Raw genomic sequence first — 24,041 nt, 5'->3', positions numbered from 1 at the left:
TTTATTTTTGAAAGTTGTATTACAAAGAGTAAATAAAGCTAGCGTTTCAATCAATGATCATTTGTTTAACAAAATAAATAAGGGATACTTATTATTAGTTGGAATCAAGGATAGTGATTCTTCAGATGATATTGACTATTTAGTACGTAAAATTACTAATTTAAGAATTTTTGAAGATGATAATGGAAAGACAAACTTAAATTTATCATCTGTAAATGGAGAAATATTATCTATTTCTCAATTTACTTTATATGCTAATACCAAACATGGAAATCGCCCATCTTTTGTTGATGCTGGAGAACCCAATTTTGCATCTGAAATGTATGATTCATTTAATCAAAAGCTATTAGATGCTGGTAATTCAGTGAAAACTGGTCAATTTGGCGCTGATATGCAAATTGATTTACAAAATGATGGTCCATTTACGATTGTTTTTGATACAGAAAATAAATAATACTAAAAGGGAGCTTATTTGCTCCCTTTTTATGATAGGAGAGGTTTAATTATGCAAAAAAATATTTTTTGGGATTTTGATGGGACCTTATTTGATACTTATCCAATTATGGTTGATAGTTTTGCTGATGCGTTAGAAGCAATGAATATTGATGAAATGGAAATTGACAAATATGATATTTTATTAACAATGCGTCAACATTCTCTAGGGACAGCATTACAAAAATTTGCTGCTGAATTTAGTATTAACAAAGAAGAATTATCTGTTATTTATCATAAATTTGAAAAAGAGGATATAGTTAATGCCAAACCATTTTTAAATGTTGATAAAGTTTTAAAAATGGTCGCTGATCAAGGTGGTAAAAATTATTTATTAACTCATCGTGATAATTTTGCTTTAAATTTACTACAAGATTTTAACCTAAGACATTTCTTTGCTGATATTATTACAAAAAATCAGGCTTTTAAAAGAAAGCCTGATCCAGAAGCATTAAATTATTTAATTCAGAAACATAATATTAGTCGATCAGATGCTATGATGATTGGTGATCGTAAGTTAGATATTGATGCTGCGCACAATGCATCAATTGAGGGATGCTTATTTGATAATAATAATATAATTGAATCAAATGGTAACCCTGAAATAGAAATTAATAATTATTATGATTTTTTGCAAAAATATTTTAAATAAATTTGTTTAAAATATTATCAACTGCAAATCCATAGGTTTCCCCAAATAGATTTAAATGAGCCATTAAGTAATAAAATTGATAATATATTAACCTTTGTTGCCAACCTTGTTCCAATGGATATTCTGCATTATATCCTTGATAGAATTGTTCATTAAATCCACCAAAAACAGTGGTGATGCCGATATCCATTTCACGATCACCGTAAAATACATCAGGATCAATTAGTAAAGGTAATCCTTTTTCGTTAAACATAAAGTTACCTGACCATAAATCTCCATGTAATAAAGAAGGGGTAATATCTCTTTCATTAAATTCTGAAATGAAATTCTTTTTTAATTTTTCATATCCTTTTTGCCGAGAGTCATTCCATAGACCATTTTTTTGAGCCATATGCACTAATGGATTTAATCTTTGATCTATATAAAAATCAGTCCAGCTATTATTCCACTCATTATTTTTGGGGATTTTTCCTAGGTCAAAATTTTTATCTAAACCAAATTTTGAATTATGAATTTTATGAACATTTGCAACCATTTTTCCTAATTCGTATTGGTCACCATTATTTTTAACATTAATCCAATCTTGAATTAAAAAGCCGTCTTCTTCTATTTGTCCATATTGTATTATGTGTGGAACTCTAGCTGCTTTTGATAAAAGGTGAATACCTTGCGCTTCATGTTCAAAAAACTTTTTACCTCTGTTAGGTTGTACTTTCATAAAATATTTTTTATTATCTGCTAATAATGAATATGAGTCATTAATATCGCCACCACTTACTGGAGTCAATTGTTCAATTTTATTAAAGGGTAATTGAGATAACCATTTTTCGTTTAATTTTTTCATAATTATTACCTCCAATACTTACATTATAATAAATAATTTTATAAATGCTTACAAGTAATCCTTGACTTTTTTGCATAATTACATTAATCTAAAAATTGAATAGAATAGTTCGCTGATGAAAAAGAAAAGTACGGGATTTTTCTGAAAAAGAGAGCGTCAATTTGGTGAAATGACGACTGTTAAAATTCCAGAAATGACACTTTGGAGGCTAATGATCTTTATTTTTATGATTAGATCATTCGTTTTATACGTTACATAATAGTCAAAGTAAAGGTGGTACCGTGCTTTTTGCGCCCTTGTCTATATTTTTTAATATTAGACAAGGGCTTTTTTTATTCGCCCTGTTTTTAATTTTAAATTGGAGGTATTGCTAATGAGATATCAACGTCCAAAAGGAACAGCAGATATTTTGCCTGGAGAATCAGAAAAATGGCAATATATTGAAGAAACCGCTAGAATGATATTTTCTGATTATCGTTATCAAGAAATTAGAACCCCAATGTTTGAAAATTTTGATGTTTTTTCAAGAACATCAGGAGAAACTTCAGATATTGTAACTAAAGAAATGTATGATTTCTATGATAAAGGTGATCGTCACGTAACATTAAGACCAGAAGGAACTGCTGGGGTAGTTCGTTCTTTTGTGGAAAACAAACTTTATGGTCCTGATACACAAAAACCAGTTAAAGTTTTTTATATGGGACCAATGTTTAGATATGAAAGACCACAATCAGGTCGTTTAAGAGAGTTCCATCAAATTGGTGTTGAAGCTTTTGGTAGTGAAGCTCCAGAATTAGATGTAGAAGTTATTGCAATGGCAATGGACTTATTACAACATTATGGAATTAATGATTTACGTTTAGCTATTAATACTTTAGGTGATAAAGAAACTAGAGCAAACTATCGCAAAGCGCTTATAGACTATTTAACTCCTCATTTTGATAGCTTAAGTGAAGATTCTCAGGAAAGACTGAATAAAAATCCACTGCGTGTTTTAGATAGTAAAGACCCTTCAGATCAACCTTTTGTTGATAATGCACCTTCAATTTTGGATTATTTGTCAGATAATGCTAAGCAACATTTTAATAAAGTTACTACTTTGTTAGATGAATTAGGAATTAAATATAGTATTGATCATACTATGGTGCGTGGATTAGATTACTATAACCATACTATTTTTGAAGTTATGGCTAATTCTAAAGCCTTAGGTGAAGGTTATACTACTATTTGTGCTGGTGGACGTTATGATGGTTTAGTTAAAGAATTAGGTGGACCAGAAATGCCAGGAGTAGGATTTGGTTTAGGAGTTGAAAGATTATTACTTCTTATGGAATCTGAAAAGGTAGAATTTCCAGCATTTAATCCGTTAGATGCCTATGTTGTAGGTATTGGAGATAAAGCAAATCTAGAAACTTTAAAGATTGTTCAATCATTGAGAATGAATGGATTTGCTGCAGATCGTGACTATTTAAGTCGTAAACCTAAAGCTCAATTTAAGAGCGCTAATAAACTTAATGCTAACTTCACTTTAACCATTGGTGACCAAGAAATTGAAGATGGTACTGTTCACGTTAAACATATGGAAACTGGTAAAGAAGTTACTTTTAAATTAGAAGATGTAAAAAATAATTTTGGAAAGTTAATCGAAGAAAACTTCGAATAACAAGGGGAGGAAAAGATTATGGAACGCACAACTTATTGCGGACTAGTTGATGAAAAATATCTGAACCAAGAAATTTGCCTAGATGGATGGGTTTCAAGAAGAAGAGATCTTGGTAAATTAATATTTATTGATTTAAGAGATCGAGAAGGACTTGTTCAATTAGTATTCAGTGATGAATATAGTAAAAAAGCATTGGACACTGCTGATCAATTAAGAAATGAATATGTCATTCAAGTTAAAGGAACTGTAGTTTCAAGAGCTGAAAATGAAATTAACGAAGACATGAAAACCGGAAAAATTGAAGTAGATGTTAATGATGTAAAAATCTTCAATAAGGCTAAAAATCCTCCTTTTGATATTAAAAATAATATTAATGCTTCTGAAGAAACTAAGTTAAAGTATCGTTACTTAGATTTAAGACGTCCAGAAGTACAAAAGGGAATCATGTTAAGAAACAGAATTATGCAATCTGTTCATAGCTATTTTGATAAAAATGGATTTATTGATATTGAAACTCCTAATTTAACAGTCTCAACTCCTGAAGGAGCCCGTGATTACTTAGTACCTTCAAGACTATATCATGGATCATTTTATGCATTACCACAATCACCACAATTATTTAAACAATTATTAATGGGTGCTGGATTCGATCGTTATTATCAAATTGCTCGTTGTTTCCGTGATGAAGACTTACGTGGAGATCGTCAACCTGAATTTACACAAATCGATATGGAAACTTCATTCTTAAATGCTGAAGATATCCAAGAACTAACAGAAGGTTTAATTTCTAAGGTAATGAAAGATACTTTAGGATTAGACATTAAAGCACCTTTCAAACGTATTACTTGGCAAGAATCAATGGACCGTTTTGGTACCGATCAACCAGATGTGAGATTTGGTATGGAACTAAAAGATTTATCAGATATTGTGAAAGATGTTAATTTTAAAGTATTCTCAAATACCATTAAAGATGGTGGGCAAGTTAAAGCAATCGCTGTACCTGATGGTGCTGAAAAATATTCAAGAAAAGACATAGACAAATATGCCTCATACATTGAACGTTTTGGTGCTAAGGGATTAGCTTGGATGAAGATTACTGATGATGGATTTACAGGACCAATTGCTAAATTCTTTGATGATGATACCGAAGAAGCAATTAAGGACCGTATGGGTGCAAAATCAGGTGATTTATTACTATTTGCTGCAGATCGTGATAAAGTTGTTGCCGATACTTTGGGTTACTTACGTTGTGCAATTGCTGAAGAATTAGATATGATTCCAAAGAACGTATTTGACTTCCTATGGGTAGTTGATTGGCCATTGTTTGAATACGATGAAGGTGCTGAAAGATGGGTACCTGCTCACCATCCATTTACTATGCCTAATGAAGGTGATGAACATTACCTTAATGAAGGTGAAAATCCACATGCTGCACATGCTCAAAGTTATGATATTATTCTAAATGGTTTGGAATTAGGTGGCGGTTCTATCCGTATTCATAATAAAGAACTACAATTAAAGATGTTAAGAGCGTTAGGATTTGATCGCGAAAAAGCTCAAGCAAGATTTGGTTACTTCTTAGATGCTTTAGACTATGGCTTTCCACCTCATGGCGGTTTAGCTATTGGATTAGATCGATTTGCTAGATTATTAGCACAAACCGAAAATATTCGTGATGTCATTGCATTCCCTAAGAATTCAAAAGCAACTGAACCAATGACCAATGCTCCTGCTCCCGTATCACAAAAACAATTAGATGATTTGGGACTTGAAAGTGAAGATACTTATAAAGAATAATTTTTAAAAGGAACTTCCTATTTATTGAGGAAGTTCCTTTTTTATCTGAAATAAATATGATTAATTTATTATTAATGTTATACTATTTGCATCTTTATAAGAGGGGTAATGAAAATTATGGATGATGTTCAACAGATTTTAAAAAGACATCAATATGTAGCCAAAGCTTCTACAGCAGTTATGTATGGAATCATGGTGTCAATTGCTATGAACTTCTTTTGGACTCCAGGTAATATTTATTCATCTGGTTTTACAGGTTTATCACAATTAATAAATACTTTATCAACTAGATATTTTCCAATTACAATACCACCTTCAATTGGTTTGTTTATGTTAAATATTCCTTTCTTTGTTTTAGCTTGGAAACAAATTGGTCATCAGTTTACTTTTTTTACAATTTTAACTGTTTTCTTAGCCAGTTTTATGATTAAAGCTATTCATCCTGTTTATTTAACTCATGATCCAATGATATGTGCTATTTTTGGTGGGGTCGTAAATGGATTAGGTACTGGAATGAGTTTAAAAAATGAGATTTCAACTGGTGGATTGGATATACTAGGGATAGTTATCCGGCGAAAAACAGGGCGTAGTATTGGAACTATTAATATAGCTTTTAATGTCTTTATAATTACGGCTGCTGGTTTTGAATATGGTTGGCCTTATGCATTTTATTCTGCAATTGGAATTGTTGTTAATGCCAAGGCTATTGATTTTGCCTATACTAGACAACAAAGAATGCAAGTATTAATAGTGACTGATCATCCTAAAACTGTTATTGATAGTATTCAAAGCCATATGCCCAGAGGAATTACAATTATTCATAATGCTGAAGGGGCTTATAATCACAATAAAAAAGAAATATTATTTACAACCATATCTAGATACGAAATGTCTGAATTAGAAGAAGCATTGGCTGAATCTGATCCACACGCATTTGCAAGTATCACAGAAGCCGAAAATATTTTAGGCCATTTTTATGAGCATAAGCTAAAATAAAATATTGAATTAATTGTTAATTGACGAATGTGTTATAATAATTGTTTGTATAAGGTTTCAATTAACATTAATATGGTGGGATAAGTTTTGAAAGTTATATATTTGTTTTTAATAAAAATTGTATCTTTATTATGTTTATTTAGAAAAAAAGAAAATGTTATCTACATAATGAGTTTTGATAATAATCCAGGGTTGATTAAATCAATGGCTAGAAATTTGCCAAAAGGTAAAAAATTAATTGTTTTTTATCAATCTGATAATGAAGCGGTTGCAACTGATTTAGCAGCTTACGGTATTAAAACTATCCAATTTAAAGATGGAATTAATCTTATATTTAATGTGATCCCTAAGATTATGACTGGTCAAATCATTTTTTGTGATAATTATTTTGCTTTTATTGGTGGTATTATTCATAGTAGTAAAACTAAAATTGTTCAATTATGGCATGCTAATGGTGCAATTAAAAAGTTTGGTTGGGAGGATCCTTCCACTGACGAACGTAGTAAGAGCGATAAGCGTCGTTTCCAGAAAGTTTATAATCATTTTGATGATTATGTAGTTGCTTCTAAAACAATGGGACAGGTATTTGAAAAAAGCTATCATGTGCCATTTGATAGAATGAAGATGTTAGGATATCCTCGTTCTGATCGTCTTTTTAAAGAAAAGTGGCGTGACATTGCTAAAAGAAGAGTTTATCATTTTGCTCCGCAATTAAAAGATAAGCGCGTTATTTTATATGCACCTACTTATCGTAATGATGGAAAATCTTTTAACCCACCTAAAAAAGTTATTTCAGCTTTAACAGCTGATCCTAATGCAATTGTAATTATTAAATTGCATCCGCTTTTAAATAAAATAGAACAAAAAATGCAAAGAGAAGCGACCTCTGATAATGTTTTATTTTTTAGTCAATTATCGACTACTGATTTATTAGTTGTTACTGATACTTTGGTTACTGATTATTCTTCAATAGCATTTGATTATTCTTTATTACCTAATGCCCATTCAATGTTGTTTTATATGTTTGACATTGATCAATATAAGAGACATCCAGGAATACAGGATGATATGATTAATTGGTTGCCAAATAAACCAATTAAAAATACAGATGTTTTAGCAAGTGCAATTAAAGAAAATGCAAAAACCGATTTTACTAATTTTAATAATATTTGGAATAAGTATAATGATGGTTTTGCTACAGATCGTGTAATAGAGAAATATATAAAAAGTTTAAAGTAAAGGAAGTGTGATCGACTTGAAGGAAGTCATTACATTAATTAAAGAACAAATTAGTAATATAGGCATAATGTTTAGAATCTCTAAATATCAAGATAAATCTGATTATCAAAGTCATTATTTAGGGTTAGTTTGGGAATATTTATATCCACTAATTCAAATTGGTATTTATTGGTTAGTTTTCGGAATTGGTTTAAAAAAGGGTACCTCCAATGGTATTGATTACCTAACATGGATGGTAATTGGAATTACTCCATGGTTTTACATGAACGCAACCACACTTGATTCATCTAAAAGTATCTATCAACAAGTTGGTATGGTTTCTAAGATGAAGTTTCCAGTTAGTGTTTTACCTACAATTAAGGTTATTTCTAATTTAAGTTCATTTTGGGCAATGTTAATTTTTTCAATTTTCATAGCATACGTAAAGGGTGGCATTGTTCCTAATGTTTATTGGTTACAATGGTTCTATTATTTCTTTGCAATGATATGTTGGCTAGTAGCTTTTGGAACTTTCAATTCTACAGTTACCATTTTAGTGCGTGATTATCGTATTTTCTTACAATCGTTAATGCGTGTTTTATTCTATATGTCTGGGGTACTATTCAATTTTGAAACAAATGCATTTCCAGCTTTCTTTGTTAGAATTTTACAATTAAATCCATTCTTCTATATTGTATCTGGCTTTAGAGAATCAATGTTAGGACAAGATTGGTTCTGGCAAAAGCCATTGTTGATGCTTATCTTTTGGTTAATGGTATTGTTCTTCTTACTGGTAGGTTCACATCTACATTATAAGTTTAGAGCAAGATTTGTTGACTATATTTAATTCTAAAAGGAATTGATTATCTTTATGATTAAAGTAAAAAACAAAATAATTAAAATGATTAAACTTTTTATAAGATTTTGTTTAATTATTTTGAATGATATATTGATTATTTTTCCTGTTAAAAAAAATTTAGTTGTTTTTGAAAGCTTTAAGGGAAAAGATATTAACGATAATCCAGCAGCTATCTATGATGAGTGGATCAAAGAATTTCCAGAATATAAAAATTTAGCTTACTTTGCTGTCAAGGTTTCTGAATTTAAAACTTTGAAAGCAAAATATCCTGATGTCAAAATGGTAAGAAGATTTTTACCTAAATGGGTTTGGATAATGGCAAGATCTAATTTTTGGATTTTTAATTCTAGAACTCCTAACTGGTGGAAAAAAAACAAGGGTACTACTTATATGCAAACTTGGCATGGCACACCGTTAAAGAAATTAGGAATTGATATTGCTAATGTTAAAATGCCAGGAACTGATACTGACAAATACAAAAAGCGTTTTGTTAATGAAGCTCATCGTTGGGATTATTTAATTGCACCTAATCAATATTCACATCAAATTTTTGCTAGGGCTTTTGACTTTAATAATCAGTTTTTAGATATTGGTTATCCTAGAAATGATGTTTTATATAATAGTGACAATTCTGAAAATATTGCAAAATTAAAATATAGTTTAATTGGTGACAAAAAGGCTAAAGTAATAACATATGCACCTACTTGGCGTGATGATGATTATAAAACAAAGGGTGTTTATAACTTTGAATTACCATTTAGTTTAAAGCAATTTTTTGATAATGTTGATGATAATGCTATTTTAATAATAAGACCGCATTATTTAGTTAAAGATGCTATTGATATTAGTGGATATGAAGACCGAGTCAAAATTATGGCAGAAGAAGATATAAGTAATTTATATTTGATTTCTGATTTATTGATTACTGATTATTCTTCTGTAATGTTTGATTATGCTAATCTTAGACGTCCAATGTTATTCTTTGCTTACGATTTAAATCATTATGAAGAAGAATTAAGAGGATTTTATTTTGATTATAAGAAAGATGTACCTGGTCCACTAGTTCAAGATGCTAATTCATTTTATAGTAAGATTAATGAATTTAATGAAATTGGTAAATTTAAAGATTATGATAATCAATTTAATCTATTTTATGATAAGTTTTGTTCTTGGGAATCCGCTAACTCGTCTAAAAGTTTTGTAAAAATTATGAGGGGGATTAATAATGAAAGATAATTTCTTAATTGGTTCACATGTTAGTATGAATGGTTCTAAAATGTTTTTGGGATCAGCTGAAGAAGCTAAAAGTTATGATGAAAATACTTTTATGGTTTATACAGGTGCTCCTCAAAATACTAGAAGAAAACCAATCAATGAATTGAGAGCCGATGATGGTAAAGCTTATATGAAAGATAATAACTTAGAAGAAGTTGTTGTCCATGCTCCATATATTATTAATCTTGGTAATGTTAATAAACCACGTAATTTTCATTTTGGAATTAACTTTTTATATGACGAGATAAAGCGTGCAGAAGCAATAGGTGCCACACAAATTGTTTTGCATCCAGGATCACATGTTGGTGCTGGAGCAGATGCTGCTATTAAACAAATTTCAGCAGGCTTAAATGAAGTTATTGAACCTGATCAAAAGATTCAAATAGCTTTAGAAACCATGGCAGGTAAAGGAACTGAAGTGGGTCGTAACTTTGAAGAACTAGCTCAAATTATTGATGGCGTTGAAGATAATGAAAAATTGTCGGTTACTTTTGACACTTGTCATACTAGTGATGCCGGTTATGATATTAAAAATGACTTTGATGGTGTTTTAAATGAATTTGATCATATTATTGGTCTTAATAGACTTAAAGTTGTTCATTTAAATGATTCTAAGAATCCAATGGGAAGTCATAAAGATAGACATGAAATTATTGGGTTAGGTGACTTAGGATTTGATTGTCTTAATTATGTAGCTCATCATAAAAGTTTAGTTGATGTTCCTAAAATCATGGAAACTCCAGCTGTTACAATTGATAAAGACAAGAAGAAAAAAGTTTCTCCTCACTATTTTGAGGTTCAAATGTTAAAGAATGAAAAATTTAATCCAAACTTAATGGATGACATTATTAATCAATAAAAAAGAGCCCTAGGGCTCTTTTTTATTTTGTATCTATATTTAAACTTTCCATTATTATAGTCGCAGTTTCTTCTATTGATTTGTCTGCAACATTAATTTGCAGACAATTTAGTTTATTATATAACTCTTTTGCATAATCTAATTCTTTTTTTATATTTTCAGAATCTGAATAAGGAGTATCTTCTTCCAAACCATAAGAAAGCATTCTTGCTTTTCTTATTTTTTGAATTTTTGATATATCGCTTGTTAATCCAAATATTTTTTCATTATCGATTTGCCAAATTTCTTCTGGTAGTTGAGTTTCTGGACCAATAGGGACATTTGATACTTTTAATTTCTTATTGGCTAAGTATAAAGATAATGGTGTTTTAGAAGTTCTAGAAATACCTAGTATAACCACATCAGCTTCTTTTAAATTTTGGGGATTATTACCATCGTCATTCTCTACTGAAAATTCCATTGCTGCAATTCTTTTAAAGTATTCTTCATTTAAGTCATGAACCATTCCGCTAACTCTTTCAGGTTTACTACCTAAACGATTACTAATGGCTTTCATAGGCGATTGTATACAGTCGACACTTTGCAAATCATTTTCTTCTGCAAAATTTTCTATAATATCACTTAATTTGGGATTAACTAGGGTATGAAAAATAACTGCTTGTTTTTCAGCAGCAATTTTTAAAATTCCATTTAGTATTGATTCGGTTGTTATAAAAGGATATCTTTCATAATCTAAGTTGGTTTCATTGAATTGAGATCCTGCAGTTTTTGCTACTTGCATAGCAGTTTCACCACTAGAATCAGATATTGCAAATATAGGCAATTTATCCATATCAACAAGCTCCTTTAATTAATTTAAATGCTTGTAATTATTTTATCATAAAATAATTACATAATTTCTTAATTGTGATATTGACGTGTTATGCATTGTTTTGTATAATTATTAAGAACAGTTTTAATCAATGCTACATAGCAATTAAAGCGGTTATATTTCGAGCTCGGAGGGAGGGAATTTTCATATGTCAAAAACAGTCGTTCGCAAAAACGAATCTCTTGATGATGCTCTTCGTCGTTTCAAACGTACAGTTTCCAAAAATGGTACTTTACGTGAATACCGTAAGCGAGAATTCTACGAAAAACCTAGTGTTAAACGTAAATTAAAATCTGAAGCAGCAAGAAAGCGCAACAACAAGAAGAAAAGACGTCGCTTTTAATTAAAAAACGTTCCTGTTATTTCAGGAACGTTTTTTTACTAGCTACAACTAACTTGGGGGTATTATAAATATGAGTATTTCAAATAGTATTAACAATGATTTAAAGAATGCAATGAAGTCACACGATAAGGTTGCTTTAACTGTTATCAGAATGATCAAAACTGATTTGATGAATGAAAAAATTAAATTGGGTCATGATTTATCAGAAGACGAGGAACTAACAGTAATTAGTCGTGAAGTTAAACAACATAAAGAATCCATTGATGACTTTAAAAAGGCTGATCGTGATGACTTAGTAGAAACTCAAGAATCCGAAATGAAAGTTTTAGAAAAATATGCTCCTAAGCAATTATCACAAGCAGAAATTGATGAAGTTGTCTCTGAAACAATTAATTCAGTAGGTGCTTCTAACATGTCTGATTTTGGTAAAGTTATGGGTGCAGTAATGCCTAAAATTAAAGGAAAAGCTGATGGATCTTTAGTACAAAAATCAGTTAAAAATAATTTAAAATAATTTTTTAAAACAAGATTAAATTTGATTAATCTTGTCATACATAATGCATAGCTTTTTAAAATTTATAAACTATGCTAAGATTTGGTTATTATATTATAAAAGGAGTCGCTATATTGACAGAAAATACTTCAGTGAAAAAAGAATTTACTCTAAATAATTTAGATTTTGAGCCAATATTATTGGGCCCACAAAATAAAAATATTTCAATTCTTGAAGAAGGTATGGATGTTTCTATTAATGCCTTCGGAACTAAAATTAAAGTTTCAGGTAATGAAGATAATGTTAATCAGGTTATCTCAATTTTAGATAATTTAGTAAAGTTATTGCAAGATGGTATAACATTAAATAGTAGTGATTTCGTTAGTGCTATGAATATGTCCAAAAATGGTACTTTAGAATATTTTAGAGATTTGTATAATCAAATTTTGATTAAGGACGCCAAAGGGAAACCTGTAAGGGTTAAGAACTTTGGGCAAAGACAATACGTTCAATCAGTAAAACGTAATGATATAACGTTTGGAATAGGTCCTGCTGGAACCGGTAAAACATACTTGGCAGTGGTTATGGCAATTGCGGCTTTAAAGCATGGAGATGTTGATAAAATTATTTTAACGCGTCCAGCTGTTGAAGCCGGTGAAAGTTTAGGCTTCTTGCCTGGAGATTTAAAAGAAAAAGTTGATCCATATTTAAGACCAATTTATGATGCTTTACATGCTATTTTAGGTCGTGAACATACTGCTCGTTTAATGGAAAGAGAAGTTATTGAAATTGCGCCTTTAGCATATATGCGTGGTCGTACCTTAGATAATGCTTTTGTCATTTTAGATGAAGCTCAAAATACAACTACTGCTCAAATGAAAATGTTTTTAACACGTTTAGGATTTGGCTCAAATATGATTGTTAACGGTGATATTTCACAAATTGATTTACCTAGACATGCAAGTAGTGGTCTTGTTCAAGCACAGAAAATTTTAAAGAATGTAAAGAAAATCAGATTTGTTACATTTAATTCTAATGATGTAGTAAGACATCCAGTTGTTGCTAAGATAATTGATGCTTATGAAAATTATTCTGATAATCAAAAATAGTGAAGGTAGGAATCTATATGGATTTAGAAATCTATGATAAAACAAATAACGGAGTTTCTGATAAAGACACATCTTTAGTTCAAGATGTTTTAGAATATGCTGGTAAATATCTTGATTTAAAGGAAAATACAGAGATGTCAGTTACTTTTGTGAATAATGACAAAATTAAAGATATTAATAAAGAATATCGAGGTGTAGACCGAGCTACTGATGTTATTAGTTTTGCAATTGAGGATGGAGACGATGATTTTCCTTTAATAATGGATGACGAAATGGCTAATGAGATACCTGAAAATATCGGTGACATATTCGTTTCTATTGATAAGGTAGCAGAACAAGCTGAATTTTTAAATCATTCATATGAAAGAGAATTAGGTTTCTTAGTAGTGCATGGATTCTTGCATTTAAATGGGTACGATCATATGGAGCCTGAAGATGAAGCCGTTATGTTTCCTTTGCAAAGAAAGATAATGGATAGTTATGGGCTTAAAAGGTAACAAGCAAGTTCATAAAAATAAGCATTTCATAGTGTCTTTTTTACATGCTTTGCAAGGAATTATAACTTTAATTAAATCTGAACGTAACTTTAGGTTTCATTTATTTAGTAGCTTAGTAGTAATTATCTTTTCAGTTTATTTAAAAATAAACTTAAACGAATGGCTTTGGACATTATTAGCTTTATTTTTAGTCCTTTTATCTGAAACGATTAATACAATCGTCGAAACAGTGGTAGATTTATTTGTTGGAGATAAATATAATGATTTAGCTAAAAAAGCAAAAGATGTTGCTGCTGGCGGTGTATTGATTGCTTCACTATTTTCTATATTGGTTGGATTAATTATATTTTTACCAATTATTTTACAAAAATTAAATTAAACAGGGGATGTACTTTATGGATTTTGATCCTAATTTTCATTCAGGATTTGTAGCAATTGTAGGTAGACCTAATGTTGGAAAGTCTACATTTTTAAATCGTATTATAGGACAAAAAATTGCTATTATGAGTGATAAAGCTCAAACAACTAGAAACAAGATACAAGGAGTTTATACAGATGATGACTCACAAATTATTTTTCTAGATACTCCTGGTATTCATAAACCAAGTAATCAATTAGATGATTTTATGGATAAATCTGCTTTTTCTGCTTTAAAAGATATTGATGCAGTATTATTCATGATTAGTGCTACTGAAACTAGAGGTGCTGGTGATAACTTTATTATTAATCAACTTAAAAAAATTGATAAACCAGTTTATTTAATTATTAATAAAATTGATGAGATTAATCCTAATAAATTATTAGAGATTATGGATACTTATAAAAAAGCACTTAATTGGAATGAAGTATTTCCAATTTCAGCACTTCAAGGTAATAATGTTGATGAATTGATGGATAATTTGAAAGATAAATTACCAGCTGGACCTCAATATTATCCTGAAGATGAAGTAACAGATCATCCTGAAAGATTTATTGTAGCTGAGTTGATTAGAGAAAAAATTCTTTCCTTAACACGTCAAGAAATTCCTTATTCAGTAGCTATTGATATTTTAAGTATGAAAACTAAAGATAATGGTAATGTTGATATTCAAGCAGATATTTTAGTAGATCGTCCTGGTCAAAAGGGTATCTTAATTGGTAAACAGGGATCAATGCTGAAGAAAATAGGTACTTTGGCACGTCAAGATATTGAAGATTTATTAGGTAGCAAAGTTTATCTAAAATTGTGGGTTAAAGTTCAAACCGGTTGGCGAGACAATCCATCGATTTTAAAATCATTAGGATATAACAAGAAAGAAAATTATTAATGATTTGGTTGGTGAATATTGATGAATGCACAAACATACATGAATTTTCACGGAATTTTATTATATCGTAAAAATTTTAAAGAACGCGATATGTTGGTCAAGTTTCTAACAGCTGAAGCTGGCAAAAAGATGTTTTTTATTCGAGGTGCGCGTAAAAGAGGCTTTAAAATGATGCCTGATATTTTGCCGTTTACCTATGGACTATATTCTGGGAAAATAAGTAGAGACAATTTATCTTATATTTATAGTGCATTAGATACAGACCATTATGAAAACATTAGTCAGGATATTTATTTGAATGCATATGCCACTTATATAATGTCTTTAATTGATGTTGCTTTTCCAGATTCCACTCCAATTTTGGGATGGTTTAATAAACTTTTTGAAGCTTTAAAACTAATTAATAATGGCATTGATGCAGCAATTATTACTAATATCATTGAAATACAATTATTAAATGTTTTTGGTGTACAGCCAGAATTTAGAGGTTGTACTATTTGTGGTCGAAACGACTTACCCATGGATTATTCTGAAGCATATGGTGGCTTAATTTGTGCTAAACATTATCACATGGATCCACATCGACTTCATTTAGATGCTAAAACTGTATTTTATTTAAGAAAATTTTCAGTGATAGACATTCAAAAAATTAATAATATCAATGTGAATGAAAATACTAAAAGAAACTTAAGAAATGTCTTAGATAAATTATATCAAGATACTGTTGGTATAAATTTAAAGAGTAAACATTTCCTAGACCAAATTAATGATTTAAAATTATAGAATTGACTTTTCCGGTTTGCTAAATTATTATTAAATTAAATGAATTAATAGGTAAAGATAAAAGAATTTTATTATATGACTATTTATCAGCGAGTCTAGGATAGTGTAAGCTAGTCATTATTGTCTATAATAATTGGCGCTTTTTGAACCAAACTAATTAAGCTGCTAGTTCTTATTAGAGCTAGAAGTAGGGTGGAACCGCGAATAAATTCGTCCCTGCTGTAAATTGCATTTTATTATGCTTTTTTACGGCAGGGATTTTTTGTGTCTCACCTAATAAATAGGAGGAATTATTCATGACAAAGAAGTTGTCAATGCAAGAAATTATTTTAAAATTACAACAATTTTGGTCATTTAAGGGTTGTATGTTAATGCAAGCTTATGATACAGAAAAAGGTGCAGGAACTATGAGTCCATACACTTTCTTAAGAGCAGTAGGACCAGAACCATGGAATGCTGCATATGTTGAACCTTCTAGAAGACCTGCTGATGGTAGATATGGTGAAAATCCTAACCGTTTATATCAACATCATCAATTTCAAGTTATTATGAAACCATCACCAGAAAATATTCAAGAACTTTATCTAGATAGTCTAAAGGAATTAGGTATTAATCCAATTGAACATGACATTCGATTTGTTGAAGATAACTGGGAAAATCCTTCAATGGGTTGTGCCGGTGTTGGTTGGGAAATCTGGCTAGACGGTATGGAAGTTACTCAATTTACTTACTTCCAAATTGTTGGTGGACAAGAAATGAACCCTGTAGCTTCAGAAATAACTTATGGTCTTGAAAGATTAGCATCATATATTCAAGATGTTAATAATGTTTTTGATTTAAATTGGAATGACAATGTTAAATATGGGGACATTTTTAAAGAACCTGAATACGAACATTCAAAATATAGCTTTGAGGAAAGTAATCAAGACATGTTATTAAATATGTTTGATAACTTTGAGACAGAAGCTAAGAAACAAATTGCAAATGGTTTAGTTCACCCTGCATATGATTATGTTTTGAAGTGTAGTCATACCTTTAATTTATTAGATGCTAGAGGAGCAGTTTCAGTTACTGAAAGAGCTGGCTATTTATCTAGAATTAGAAAAATGGCTAGATCTATTGCAAAGGCATTTATTAAAGAACGTGCAAAACGTGGATTCCCATTAATTAAAGATGATAAAAAACGTAAAGAATTACTAGCAGATTATAACAAGGAGGAAAAATAATGGCACATACATTCTTATTAGAAGTTGGTCTTGAAGAAATGCCGGCTCATGTGGTTACTCCAAGTATTAAACAATTAGTCAAAAGAACTAAAGACTACTTAAAAGATCAAAGAATTGAATTTGACGATATTAAACCTTTTTCAACTCCACGTCGTTTAACAATCCAAATTACTGGTTTGGCAGATAAACAAGAAGATATTGATGAATCTGTTAAGGGACCTGCTAAAAAAATTGCTCAAGATGATGACGGCAATTGGAGTAAAGCTGCTATTGGTTTTACTAAAGGACAAGGTGCTACAACTGATGATATTACTTTTAAAGAAGTAAAAGGTACTGAATATGTATTTGTTGAAAAGCATATTGATGGTAAACCTGTCAGTGAAGTGCTAATGGGTATGAAAGATGTCATTACTAGTATGACTTTCCCAACTCTTATGAAATGGAATGTTTATGACTTAGAATTTATTCGTCCAATTAGATGGATGGTTGCATTATTAGACGATAAAGTTTTACCAATTAAGATTTTAGATGTTACTGCTGGTAATGTTAGTCGGGGTCATCGTTTCTTAGGTCAATATACTACTATTGAATCTGCTGATAATTATGAAAAAGCTTTACATGATCAATTTGTTATTGTTGATGCCGATAAACGTAAAAAATTGATTAAAGATCAAATTGAACAAATAAGTAAAGATAATAATTGGGTTGTTAATATTAATCCTTCTTTATTGGAAGAAGTTAATAACTTAGTTGAATGGCCAACTGCATTTTATGGTAATTTTGACAAAAAGTATTTGGAATTACCAGCTGATGTTTTGATTACTTCAATGCGCGATAATCAAAGATTCTTTTATGTACAAGATCAAGATAAAAATATTTTACCTTACTTCATTTCTGTAAGAAATGGAAATAAAGATTATCTCGAAAATGTTGCTGTGGGTAATGAAAAAGTATTAACTGCTCGTTTAGAAGATGCAATGTTCTTCTATAAAGAAGATCAATCAAATGATATTGATTTTTATGTAAACAAACTTAAAAAAGTTAGCTTCCACGATAAAATTTCAACAATGTATGAAAAAATGCAACGTGTTGAAGTAATTACTCAAGTTTTAGGTAAGCATGTGGGGCTAAGTGATACTGAACTTTCTGATGTTAAAAGAGCTGCCCAAATTTATAAATTTGATTTAGTTACTGGTATGGTTGGTGAATTTTCAGAACTACAAGGAATAATGGGTGAAAAATATGCATTACTTAAGGGTGAAAATAAATCTGTAGCAACTGCAATTCGTGAACATTACATGCCTATCTCAGCTAATGGTGATTTACCAGCAACAAAGGTTGGTGCAGTATTAGCCGTTGCTGATAAATTTGATAGTATTCTAACTTTCTTTGCTGCTGGTATGATTCCTAGTGGATCTAATGATCCATATGCTTTAAGAAGACAAGCAAACGGAATTGTTAGAATTGTTAACAATCAAAAATGGAACTTTAATTTAGAAAACATGATGAATTCATTTATTAAGAGTGAAAATGAGCATGAAGTAGCTCCATCATTAGATCAAACAAAAGAATTTAATGATATTGTTGGCTTTATTAATGACCGTATTATTAAAGTGTTAAAAGATGATAAGTTAAGACATGATATTATTGATGCAATTTCAGAAACTAAGAATCATAACATTTTATTCATTTTTGAAGTTGCAAATGTTTTAAATCAACATAAAGATGATGATGAATTTAAAAAATCTATTGAAGCTTTAACTCGTGTATTAAGAATTTCCAACAAACAAAGTTTTAATAATGATGACTTAAATATTGATGAATCATTATTTGAAAATGATTCTGAAAAGAAATTATATGAAAAAGTTTCTACAATTAGTGAAAACTACTATCAATTAGGTGCAAATGCTGAATTTGATAAATTAATGTCATTGAAAGATGTTATTAATGATTATTTTGATGAAACAATGGTAATGGCAAAAGATGATAATATTAAAAATAATCATTTAAGACAAATGACAATTATTGCTAATATGATTAATTGGTTTGCTGATTTAGATAAATTAATTGTTAAGTAATATAATTAGACAAAATCAAGATAGATTGTTAAAATATTAAATACTTGTACGTAATAATTAATGATAAAAGTCGCACTTTTTATTTTAAGTGCGACTTTTATATCTGAAAAAGGGGTGATAAATATGATTCCTGAAGATGTTATTGATAAAGTCAGAGATCAAACTAATATTTCTGATGTTGTGGGTCAATTTGTATCTTTGCATAAATCTGGTAAAAATTTATTTGGATTATGTCCCTTTCATGAAGAAAATACGCCTTCTTTTTCAGTAAATGAACAAAAACAAATTTTCCATTGTTTTAGTTGTGGTCGTGGTGGAAATGTTTTTAAATTTTTGATGGAATTACAAAATTTATCATATCCTGAGGCAATCAATAAAGTTGCTGATATGCAGGGAATTAAAATAGATGATAAATATGTACAATCATCAAACAATAGTAAAAAAATTGATTCTGATGAACAAATCTTAATTGACATCCATACTCAATCTACAGATTTATATCATCATATTTTAATGAATACTGAAATGGGGCAATCTGCTTTAGATTATCTTCATAATCGTGGCTTGAAGGATGAAACAATTGATAAATATCAATTGGGATTTGCTCCAAGTAATTCAATTTTAAAAACTTTTTTGGTTCAGAAAAAATATAAATATCAAGATTTAAGAAAGTCTGGTTTGTTTTTAGAAGATGACAATGGTGATTTGAAAGATCGATTTTTCAATCGAATAATTTATCCAATCACTAATGAGTTTGGAAATGTTATTGCATTTTCTGGAAGAATTTTAAATAAAGATGATAATCAAGCTAAGTATTTAAATAGTCCTGAGACTAAAATATTTAATAAGCGCAAAGTACTTTTTAATTTTTCTAATGCTAGAAATACCATTAGAAAAGAAAAAACAGCTATTTTGTACGAAGGATTTATGGATGTTATTTCTGCATACCAATCTGGAGTACAGAATGGAATAGCTTCAATGGGAACAAGCTTAACTGATGAGCAAATATATTTGTTACAAAGAAATACTACTAATTTATATGTTTGTTATGATGGGGATGCACCTGGGCAAAATGCTATTAATAGGTCTATAGGAATTCTTGAAAAAACACAATTAAAATTAGGCGTTATTCAAATGCCTAGTGGTATCGATCCTGATGAATATCGTCAGCAAAATGGTGAATCTAAATTCAAGTCATATATGCATTCTGCTTTAGAATCTGTAATTTCATTTAAAATGCATTTCTTAAAGTTGAATCGCAACCTAGATAATGAAAATGATAAGATTAATTATATAAACGATGTTATTCGTGAAATTGCTAAAATTTCTCAACCCATTGAACGTGATGTATATATTAATCAAATCTCTGAGCAATTTGGTCTAAATAAAATTGATTTAACTAACCAATTAAATAAATTGGTTAATCGAAATAATTTAGGACATAAAACTAGCGCTTATAAATCAAATAGTTCATCTAAAAATTATGATACAATTTCAATTGCTAACGTTAAACCTGTTGGAAGAGTCGAAATGGCTGAAAAAAGCTTATTAAATCGCATTCTAAATAATCATGAAATGTGGTTAAGAATAATGGGAAAAGAAGGTTTTTGCTTTGTTGATGATAAATATCAATTAATTTATATTCTGGCTCAAGAATATTTTAAAAACCATGCAGAATATAAAGCCGATGCTTTTCAAGATTTTGTTAAAGAAGAAGATTTACAACAATTATTAATAAATATTGATTTAATTGACTTATCAGGTGAACCTACTAACTCAGAAATCGATGATTATGTTAATATAATAATGAATGATGCTCCCATTGAAAAACAGCTTAAAACTAAACAGGCTGAATTAGATGAGGCCAAGAAGCTAGGCGATGTAGATCGTCAAATTGATATAACTACAGACATTATTAATTTACAACGTAAAAAACAAATTAGTAATTAAGCTTAATTTAGGAGGCAGTTTAATGGCTGGAAAATCAAACAAAAAAGAACTAAAAGAATCAGTTAATGCACTAATTAAGAAACAAAAGAAAGTTGGACATGTAACTTACGACGATTTAAATGATAGTATTGCGGTTCCATTTAAGTTAACAAAGAAACAAATGTATAATCTTCTAGAAAAAGTTGAAGATAAAGGAATTAGTGTTGTAGATGAAAATGGTGATCCTGATCCAAGAGCGTTAGAAGCTGCCAAAAAAGTTACCCAATCAGAATTAAAGCATTCTTCTTCAGCTCCTACAGGAGTTAAAATTAACGATCCTGTTAGAATGTATCTTAAAGAAATTGGTCGTGTATCACTTTTAACAGCCGACCAAGAAGTTGAATTAGCTTTGAGAATTGAAAAAGGCGATGAAGAAGCTAAGCAAGAATTAGCAGAAGCTAACTTACGTTTAGTTGTTTCAATTGCTAAGCGTTATGTAGGTCGTGGAATGCAATTCTTAGATTTAATTCAAGAAGGAAACATGGGTCTTATGAAAGCTGTTGAAAAGTTTGATTACCGTAAAGGTTTTAAATTTTCAACTTATGCTACCTGGTGGATTAGACAGGCTATTACTCGTGCCATAGCGGATCAAGCTAGAACAATTAGAATTCCTGTTCATATGGTTGAAACTATTAATAAATTAATTAGAATTCAACGTCAATTACTTCAAGATTTAGGACGTGAACCTACTCCAGAAGAAATTGGTGCTGAAATGGATATGCCAACTCAAAAAGTTCGTGGTATTCTTAAAATTTCTCAAGAACCAGTTTCACTTGAAACTCCTATTGGTGAAGAAGATGATTCTCATCTAGGTGACTTTATTGAAGATCAAGAAGCAACTAGTCCAGCTGATCATGCTGCATATGAATTGTTAAAAGAACAATTAGAAGGTGTGCTTGATACATTAACTGATCGTGAAGAAAATGTGTTAAGACTTCGTTTTGGTTTGGATGACGGTAGAACTAGAACACTTGAAGAAGTTGGTAAGGTATTCGGTGTTACTAGAGAAAGAATTAGACAAATTGAAGCTAAAGCTCTACGTAAATTACGTCATCCTTCACGTAGTAAACAATTAAAAGACTTTTTAGAATAAAATTTATTGAAACAGGTAGATTAATTACTACCTGTTTTTTGTTATAATTAATTATTAAATAAATTTTAGAAAAAGGTGTTTAAATGGATGCAAATCACTTATCACAACGTTTAAAAGCAGTTGCAAATTATGTTCCAAATGATAGTCGTGTAGCAGATATTGGATCTGATCATGCTTACTTGCCTGTTTATTTATTAAAAAAAGGTTTAATAGAATATGCCATCGCTAGTGAGGTGGCAAAAGGTCCTTTACAAAACGCAAAAAATGAAATTTTAAAAGAAAATTTATCAGATAAAACTGATACAAGGTTAGCAGATGGACTACTTTCTATCAAAAAAGAAGATGAAATTAACTGTGTTGTAATAGCTGGAATGGGTGGAATCTTGATTCGCGATATTTTAGAGAACGGACAAAGTCATCTTAATGGTAAGGAATTACTAGTTCTTCAACCTAATGTTGGTGAAGATATTTTAAGAAAATGGTTAATGGATAACTATTACTCAATAATAAATGAACATATTCTAAGAGAAGATGGACATAATTATGAAATAATTGAAGCTCAAAAGGTTAATGATAAAATCATTTATACACTGGAAGAATTAAAATTTGGCCCAATATTGTTAGAAAAAAAATCTCCTGTTTTTATTGAAAAATGGCAAAATGAGATTAAACGCTTAGGAAATATTATTTCCAGTATGGATAATATGAAGGGACCAAAGCCAATAATAAAAATTAACAAAATGAAAAAAGAAATTAAAGAAATTAAGGAAGTTTTATAAATGAAGGTAATTGAATTAGTAAAGCAATTTGAAAAATTTGCTCCTAAAAATATTGCAGTTGATGGAGATCCAATTGGACTACAAATTGGATCGTTAAATCAGGATGTTCATAAAATTATGACAACTTTAGATGTAAGGCCTGAAGTAGTTGACGAAGCAATTAATAATCAGGTTGATTTTATTTTTTCTCATCATCCTTTGATGTTCCGCCCAGCTAAAAATTTAGATCTTAGTAATCCACAAAATAGTATGTATGCGAAAATAATTGAGCATCATATTACTGTTTACTCGGCTCATACTAATTTAGATAATGCTGTTGATGGCATGAATGATTGGTTAGCAGATAGTTTGCAGTTAAAAGATACTAAAGGATTAGTTTATCAAGCTAAGATGAACAACCATGAATACTTTATGGGTAGAATTGGGATGCTTTCTAATACCATGACAGTTTACGAATTTGCTGAATTCTGTAAAAAACAATTTAATATTAGCGGTCTTCGATTAATTAGTAATACCCCGGATAAATTAGTGAATAAAGTAGCCATTTTAGGTGGTGATGGCGGTAAATTCTTTAATATTGCTAAGAATAAAGGTGCCGATGTTTATGTTACCGGTGATGTATATTATCATGTAGGGCATGATATGTTAGCTTCTGATTTTTCAGTTGTTGATCCAGGACATCATATTGAAAGTATTTGTAAGCCTTATTTAGCCGCAATGTTTAGAAAATGGGCAAATCAATTGAATTGGAATGTAGAAGTGATAGAGTCTGATATAAATACAGATCCATTTACATTCATTTAAAAGGAGTTAACTTA

24 protein-coding genes are annotated in these 24,041 nt (G+C 29.9%); 22 read left to right on the top strand and 2 right to left on the bottom strand.

Features of this window, described 5'->3' with window-relative positions; all coding sequences use genetic code 11:
- Positions 1 to 7 precede the first annotated feature (7 nt).
- On the top strand, positions 8 to 454 hold the full coding sequence (gene dtd / locus C7N41_RS05295) for a D-aminoacyl-tRNA deacylase (protein ID WP_105964677.1): 447 nt from the start codon (positions 8 to 10) through the stop codon (positions 452 to 454).
- Positions 455 to 505: 51 nt separating this feature from the next.
- A complete protein-coding gene (locus tag C7N41_RS05290; RefSeq protein ID WP_105964676.1) occupies positions 506 to 1,144 on the top strand; it encodes an HAD-IA family hydrolase in 639 nt (212 codons plus the stop codon).
- Here the strand turns inward: C7N41_RS05290 and C7N41_RS05285 are convergent.
- Positions 1,137 to 1,988 (bottom strand): fructosamine kinase family protein, encoded by an 852-nt coding sequence (locus tag C7N41_RS05285; protein ID WP_105964675.1) that lies wholly within the window; start codon positions 1,986 to 1,988, stop codon positions 1,137 to 1,139. The two genes, C7N41_RS05290 and C7N41_RS05285, sit on opposite strands and share 8 nt — an antisense overlap.
- Before the next feature lie 373 nt (positions 1,989 to 2,361).
- On the opposite strand from C7N41_RS05285, the gene hisS reads away from it, so the two are divergent.
- The 7 genes from hisS to C7N41_RS05250 all read left to right on the top strand — a co-directional run bounded on the left by hisS (position 2,362) and on the right by C7N41_RS05250 (position 10,655).
- Complete coding sequence (hisS, locus tag C7N41_RS05280; RefSeq protein ID WP_105964674.1) at positions 2,362 to 3,651, top strand: histidine--tRNA ligase; 1,290 nt, start codon at positions 2,362 to 2,364, stop codon at positions 3,649 to 3,651.
- 18 nt (positions 3,652 to 3,669) lie between these two features.
- Positions 3,670 to 5,448, top strand: coding sequence for an aspartate--tRNA ligase (gene aspS, locus C7N41_RS05275; RefSeq protein ID WP_105964673.1), 1,779 nt, complete (start codon positions 3,670 to 3,672; stop codon positions 5,446 to 5,448).
- Positions 5,449 to 5,565: 117 nt separating this feature from the next.
- On the top strand, positions 5,566 to 6,444 hold the full coding sequence (locus C7N41_RS05270) for a YitT family protein (protein ID WP_105964672.1): 879 nt from the start codon (positions 5,566 to 5,568) through the stop codon (positions 6,442 to 6,444).
- 87 nt (positions 6,445 to 6,531) lie between these two features.
- Positions 6,532 to 7,683: a CDP-glycerol glycerophosphotransferase family protein gene (locus C7N41_RS05265; protein ID WP_105964671.1), complete on the top strand. Its 1,152-nt coding sequence runs from the start codon at positions 6,532 to 6,534 to the stop codon at positions 7,681 to 7,683.
- Positions 7,684 to 7,699: 16 nt separating this feature from the next.
- Complete coding sequence (locus C7N41_RS05260) at positions 7,700 to 8,509, top strand: ABC transporter permease (protein ID WP_105956107.1); 810 nt, start codon at positions 7,700 to 7,702, stop codon at positions 8,507 to 8,509.
- 24 nt (positions 8,510 to 8,533) lie between these two features.
- Positions 8,534 to 9,757: a CDP-glycerol glycerophosphotransferase family protein gene (locus C7N41_RS05255; protein WP_105964670.1), complete on the top strand. Its 1,224-nt coding sequence runs from the start codon at positions 8,534 to 8,536 to the stop codon at positions 9,755 to 9,757.
- Entirely contained in the window at positions 9,747 to 10,655 is a 909-nt protein-coding gene (locus C7N41_RS05250; RefSeq protein WP_105964669.1) for a deoxyribonuclease IV, read from the top strand. The genes C7N41_RS05255 and C7N41_RS05250 overlap by 11 nt, the downstream gene beginning before the upstream one ends.
- Before the next feature lie 22 nt (positions 10,656 to 10,677).
- On the opposite strand, the gene C7N41_RS05245 is transcribed toward C7N41_RS05250, so the two are convergent.
- Positions 10,678 to 11,487, bottom strand: coding sequence for a pyruvate, water dikinase regulatory protein (locus tag C7N41_RS05245; protein ID WP_105964668.1), 810 nt, complete (start codon positions 11,485 to 11,487; stop codon positions 10,678 to 10,680).
- Positions 11,488 to 11,674: 187 nt separating this feature from the next.
- Between C7N41_RS05245 and rpsU the strand changes: the two genes are divergently transcribed.
- The 13 genes from rpsU (at position 11,675) to C7N41_RS05180 (ending at position 24,027) form a co-directional block, all read left to right on the top strand.
- On the top strand, positions 11,675 to 11,869 hold the full coding sequence (rpsU, locus tag C7N41_RS05240; protein ID WP_105956104.1) for a 30S ribosomal protein S21: 195 nt from the start codon (positions 11,675 to 11,677) through the stop codon (positions 11,867 to 11,869).
- 70 nt (positions 11,870 to 11,939) lie between these two features.
- A complete protein-coding gene (locus tag C7N41_RS05235; protein ID WP_105964667.1) occupies positions 11,940 to 12,383 on the top strand; it encodes a GatB/YqeY domain-containing protein in 444 nt (147 codons plus the stop codon).
- 113 nt (positions 12,384 to 12,496) lie between these two features.
- Positions 12,497 to 13,471, top strand: a complete 975-nt coding sequence (locus C7N41_RS05230) for a PhoH family protein (protein ID WP_225362871.1) — start codon at positions 12,497 to 12,499, stop codon at positions 13,469 to 13,471.
- Between the two features lie 17 nt (positions 13,472 to 13,488).
- Entirely contained in the window at positions 13,489 to 13,968 is a 480-nt protein-coding gene (ybeY, locus tag C7N41_RS05225) for an rRNA maturation RNase YbeY (protein ID WP_105964665.1), read from the top strand.
- Positions 13,952 to 14,347 carry a diacylglycerol kinase family protein gene (locus C7N41_RS05220; protein WP_105964664.1) on the top strand — a complete coding sequence of 132 codons (396 nt, stop codon included), beginning with the start codon at positions 13,952 to 13,954 and terminating at the stop codon, positions 14,345 to 14,347. Before ybeY ends, C7N41_RS05220 begins: the two co-directional genes overlap by 17 nt.
- A 16-nt stretch (positions 14,348 to 14,363) precedes the next feature.
- A complete protein-coding gene (era, locus tag C7N41_RS05215) occupies positions 14,364 to 15,275 on the top strand; it encodes a GTPase Era (protein WP_105964663.1) in 912 nt (303 codons plus the stop codon).
- A 21-nt stretch (positions 15,276 to 15,296) separates the two neighbouring features.
- A complete protein-coding gene (recO, locus tag C7N41_RS05210; RefSeq protein ID WP_105964662.1) occupies positions 15,297 to 16,058 on the top strand; it encodes a DNA repair protein RecO in 762 nt (253 codons plus the stop codon).
- Positions 16,059 to 16,354: 296 nt separating this feature from the next.
- Positions 16,355 to 17,284 (top strand): glycine--tRNA ligase subunit alpha, encoded by a 930-nt coding sequence (gene glyQ / locus C7N41_RS05205; RefSeq protein WP_105964661.1) that lies wholly within the window; start codon positions 16,355 to 16,357, stop codon positions 17,282 to 17,284.
- Positions 17,284 to 19,362, top strand: a complete 2,079-nt coding sequence (glyS, locus tag C7N41_RS05200) for a glycine--tRNA ligase subunit beta (RefSeq protein WP_105964660.1) — start codon at positions 17,284 to 17,286, stop codon at positions 19,360 to 19,362. Before glyQ ends, glyS begins: the two co-directional genes overlap by 1 nt.
- A gap of 123 nt (positions 19,363 to 19,485) precedes the next feature.
- The gene (dnaG, locus tag C7N41_RS05195) at positions 19,486 to 21,312 is read left to right on the top strand and encodes a DNA primase (protein WP_225362870.1); all 1,827 of its coding nucleotides are present in this window, start codon (positions 19,486 to 19,488) and stop codon (positions 21,310 to 21,312) included.
- Positions 21,313 to 21,334: 22 nt separating this feature from the next.
- Positions 21,335 to 22,444 (top strand): RNA polymerase sigma factor RpoD, encoded by a 1,110-nt coding sequence (gene rpoD / locus C7N41_RS05190; protein ID WP_105964659.1) that lies wholly within the window; start codon positions 21,335 to 21,337, stop codon positions 22,442 to 22,444.
- An 83-nt stretch (positions 22,445 to 22,527) separates the two neighbouring features.
- Positions 22,528 to 23,223: a tRNA (adenine(22)-N(1))-methyltransferase gene (locus C7N41_RS05185; RefSeq protein ID WP_105964658.1), complete on the top strand. Its 696-nt coding sequence runs from the start codon at positions 22,528 to 22,530 to the stop codon at positions 23,221 to 23,223.
- Complete coding sequence (locus C7N41_RS05180; protein WP_105964657.1) at positions 23,224 to 24,027, top strand: Nif3-like dinuclear metal center hexameric protein; 804 nt, start codon at positions 23,224 to 23,226, stop codon at positions 24,025 to 24,027.
- The last annotated feature ends 14 nt before the right edge of the window (positions 24,028 to 24,041 follow it).

Origin of the sequence: Apilactobacillus micheneri (assembly GCF_002993975.1) — a bacterium.
Lineage (GTDB): Bacteria > Bacillota > Bacilli > Lactobacillales > Lactobacillaceae > Apilactobacillus > Apilactobacillus micheneri.
This window is presented reverse-complemented; position numbering and strand designations above follow the sequence as displayed.

Coding starts and splice junctions, on each gene's coding strand:
- C7N41_RS05290 (WP_105964676.1), top strand. CDS start 506: ATGCAAAAAAATATTTTTTGGGATTTTGATGGGACCTTATTTGATACT.
- C7N41_RS05285 (WP_105964675.1), bottom strand. CDS start 1,988: ATGAAAAAATTAAACGAAAAATGGTTATCTCAATTACCCTTTAATAAA.
- hisS (WP_105964674.1), top strand. CDS start 2,362: ATGAGATATCAACGTCCAAAAGGAACAGCAGATATTTTGCCTGGAGAA.
- aspS (WP_105964673.1), top strand. CDS start 3,670: ATGGAACGCACAACTTATTGCGGACTAGTTGATGAAAAATATCTGAAC.
- C7N41_RS05270 (WP_105964672.1), top strand. CDS start 5,566: ATGGATGATGTTCAACAGATTTTAAAAAGACATCAATATGTAGCCAAA.
- C7N41_RS05255 (WP_105964670.1), top strand. CDS start 8,534: ATGATTAAAGTAAAAAACAAAATAATTAAAATGATTAAACTTTTTATA.
- C7N41_RS05250 (WP_105964669.1), top strand. CDS start 9,747: ATGAAAGATAATTTCTTAATTGGTTCACATGTTAGTATGAATGGTTCT.
- C7N41_RS05245 (WP_105964668.1), bottom strand. CDS start 11,487: ATGGATAAATTGCCTATATTTGCAATATCTGATTCTAGTGGTGAAACT.
- rpsU (WP_105956104.1), top strand. CDS start 11,675: ATGTCAAAAACAGTCGTTCGCAAAAACGAATCTCTTGATGATGCTCTT.
- C7N41_RS05235 (WP_105964667.1), top strand. CDS start 11,940: ATGAGTATTTCAAATAGTATTAACAATGATTTAAAGAATGCAATGAAG.
- ybeY (WP_105964665.1), top strand. CDS start 13,489: ATGGATTTAGAAATCTATGATAAAACAAATAACGGAGTTTCTGATAAA.
- C7N41_RS05220 (WP_105964664.1), top strand. CDS start 13,952: ATGGGCTTAAAAGGTAACAAGCAAGTTCATAAAAATAAGCATTTCATA.
- era (WP_105964663.1), top strand. CDS start 14,364: ATGGATTTTGATCCTAATTTTCATTCAGGATTTGTAGCAATTGTAGGT.
- recO (WP_105964662.1), top strand. CDS start 15,297: ATGAATGCACAAACATACATGAATTTTCACGGAATTTTATTATATCGT.
- glyQ (WP_105964661.1), top strand. CDS start 16,355: ATGACAAAGAAGTTGTCAATGCAAGAAATTATTTTAAAATTACAACAA.
- glyS (WP_105964660.1), top strand. CDS start 17,284: ATGGCACATACATTCTTATTAGAAGTTGGTCTTGAAGAAATGCCGGCT.
- dnaG (WP_225362870.1), top strand. CDS start 19,486: ATGATTCCTGAAGATGTTATTGATAAAGTCAGAGATCAAACTAATATT.
- rpoD (WP_105964659.1), top strand. CDS start 21,335: ATGGCTGGAAAATCAAACAAAAAAGAACTAAAAGAATCAGTTAATGCA.
- C7N41_RS05185 (WP_105964658.1), top strand. CDS start 22,528: ATGGATGCAAATCACTTATCACAACGTTTAAAAGCAGTTGCAAATTAT.
- C7N41_RS05180 (WP_105964657.1), top strand. CDS start 23,224: ATGAAGGTAATTGAATTAGTAAAGCAATTTGAAAAATTTGCTCCTAAA.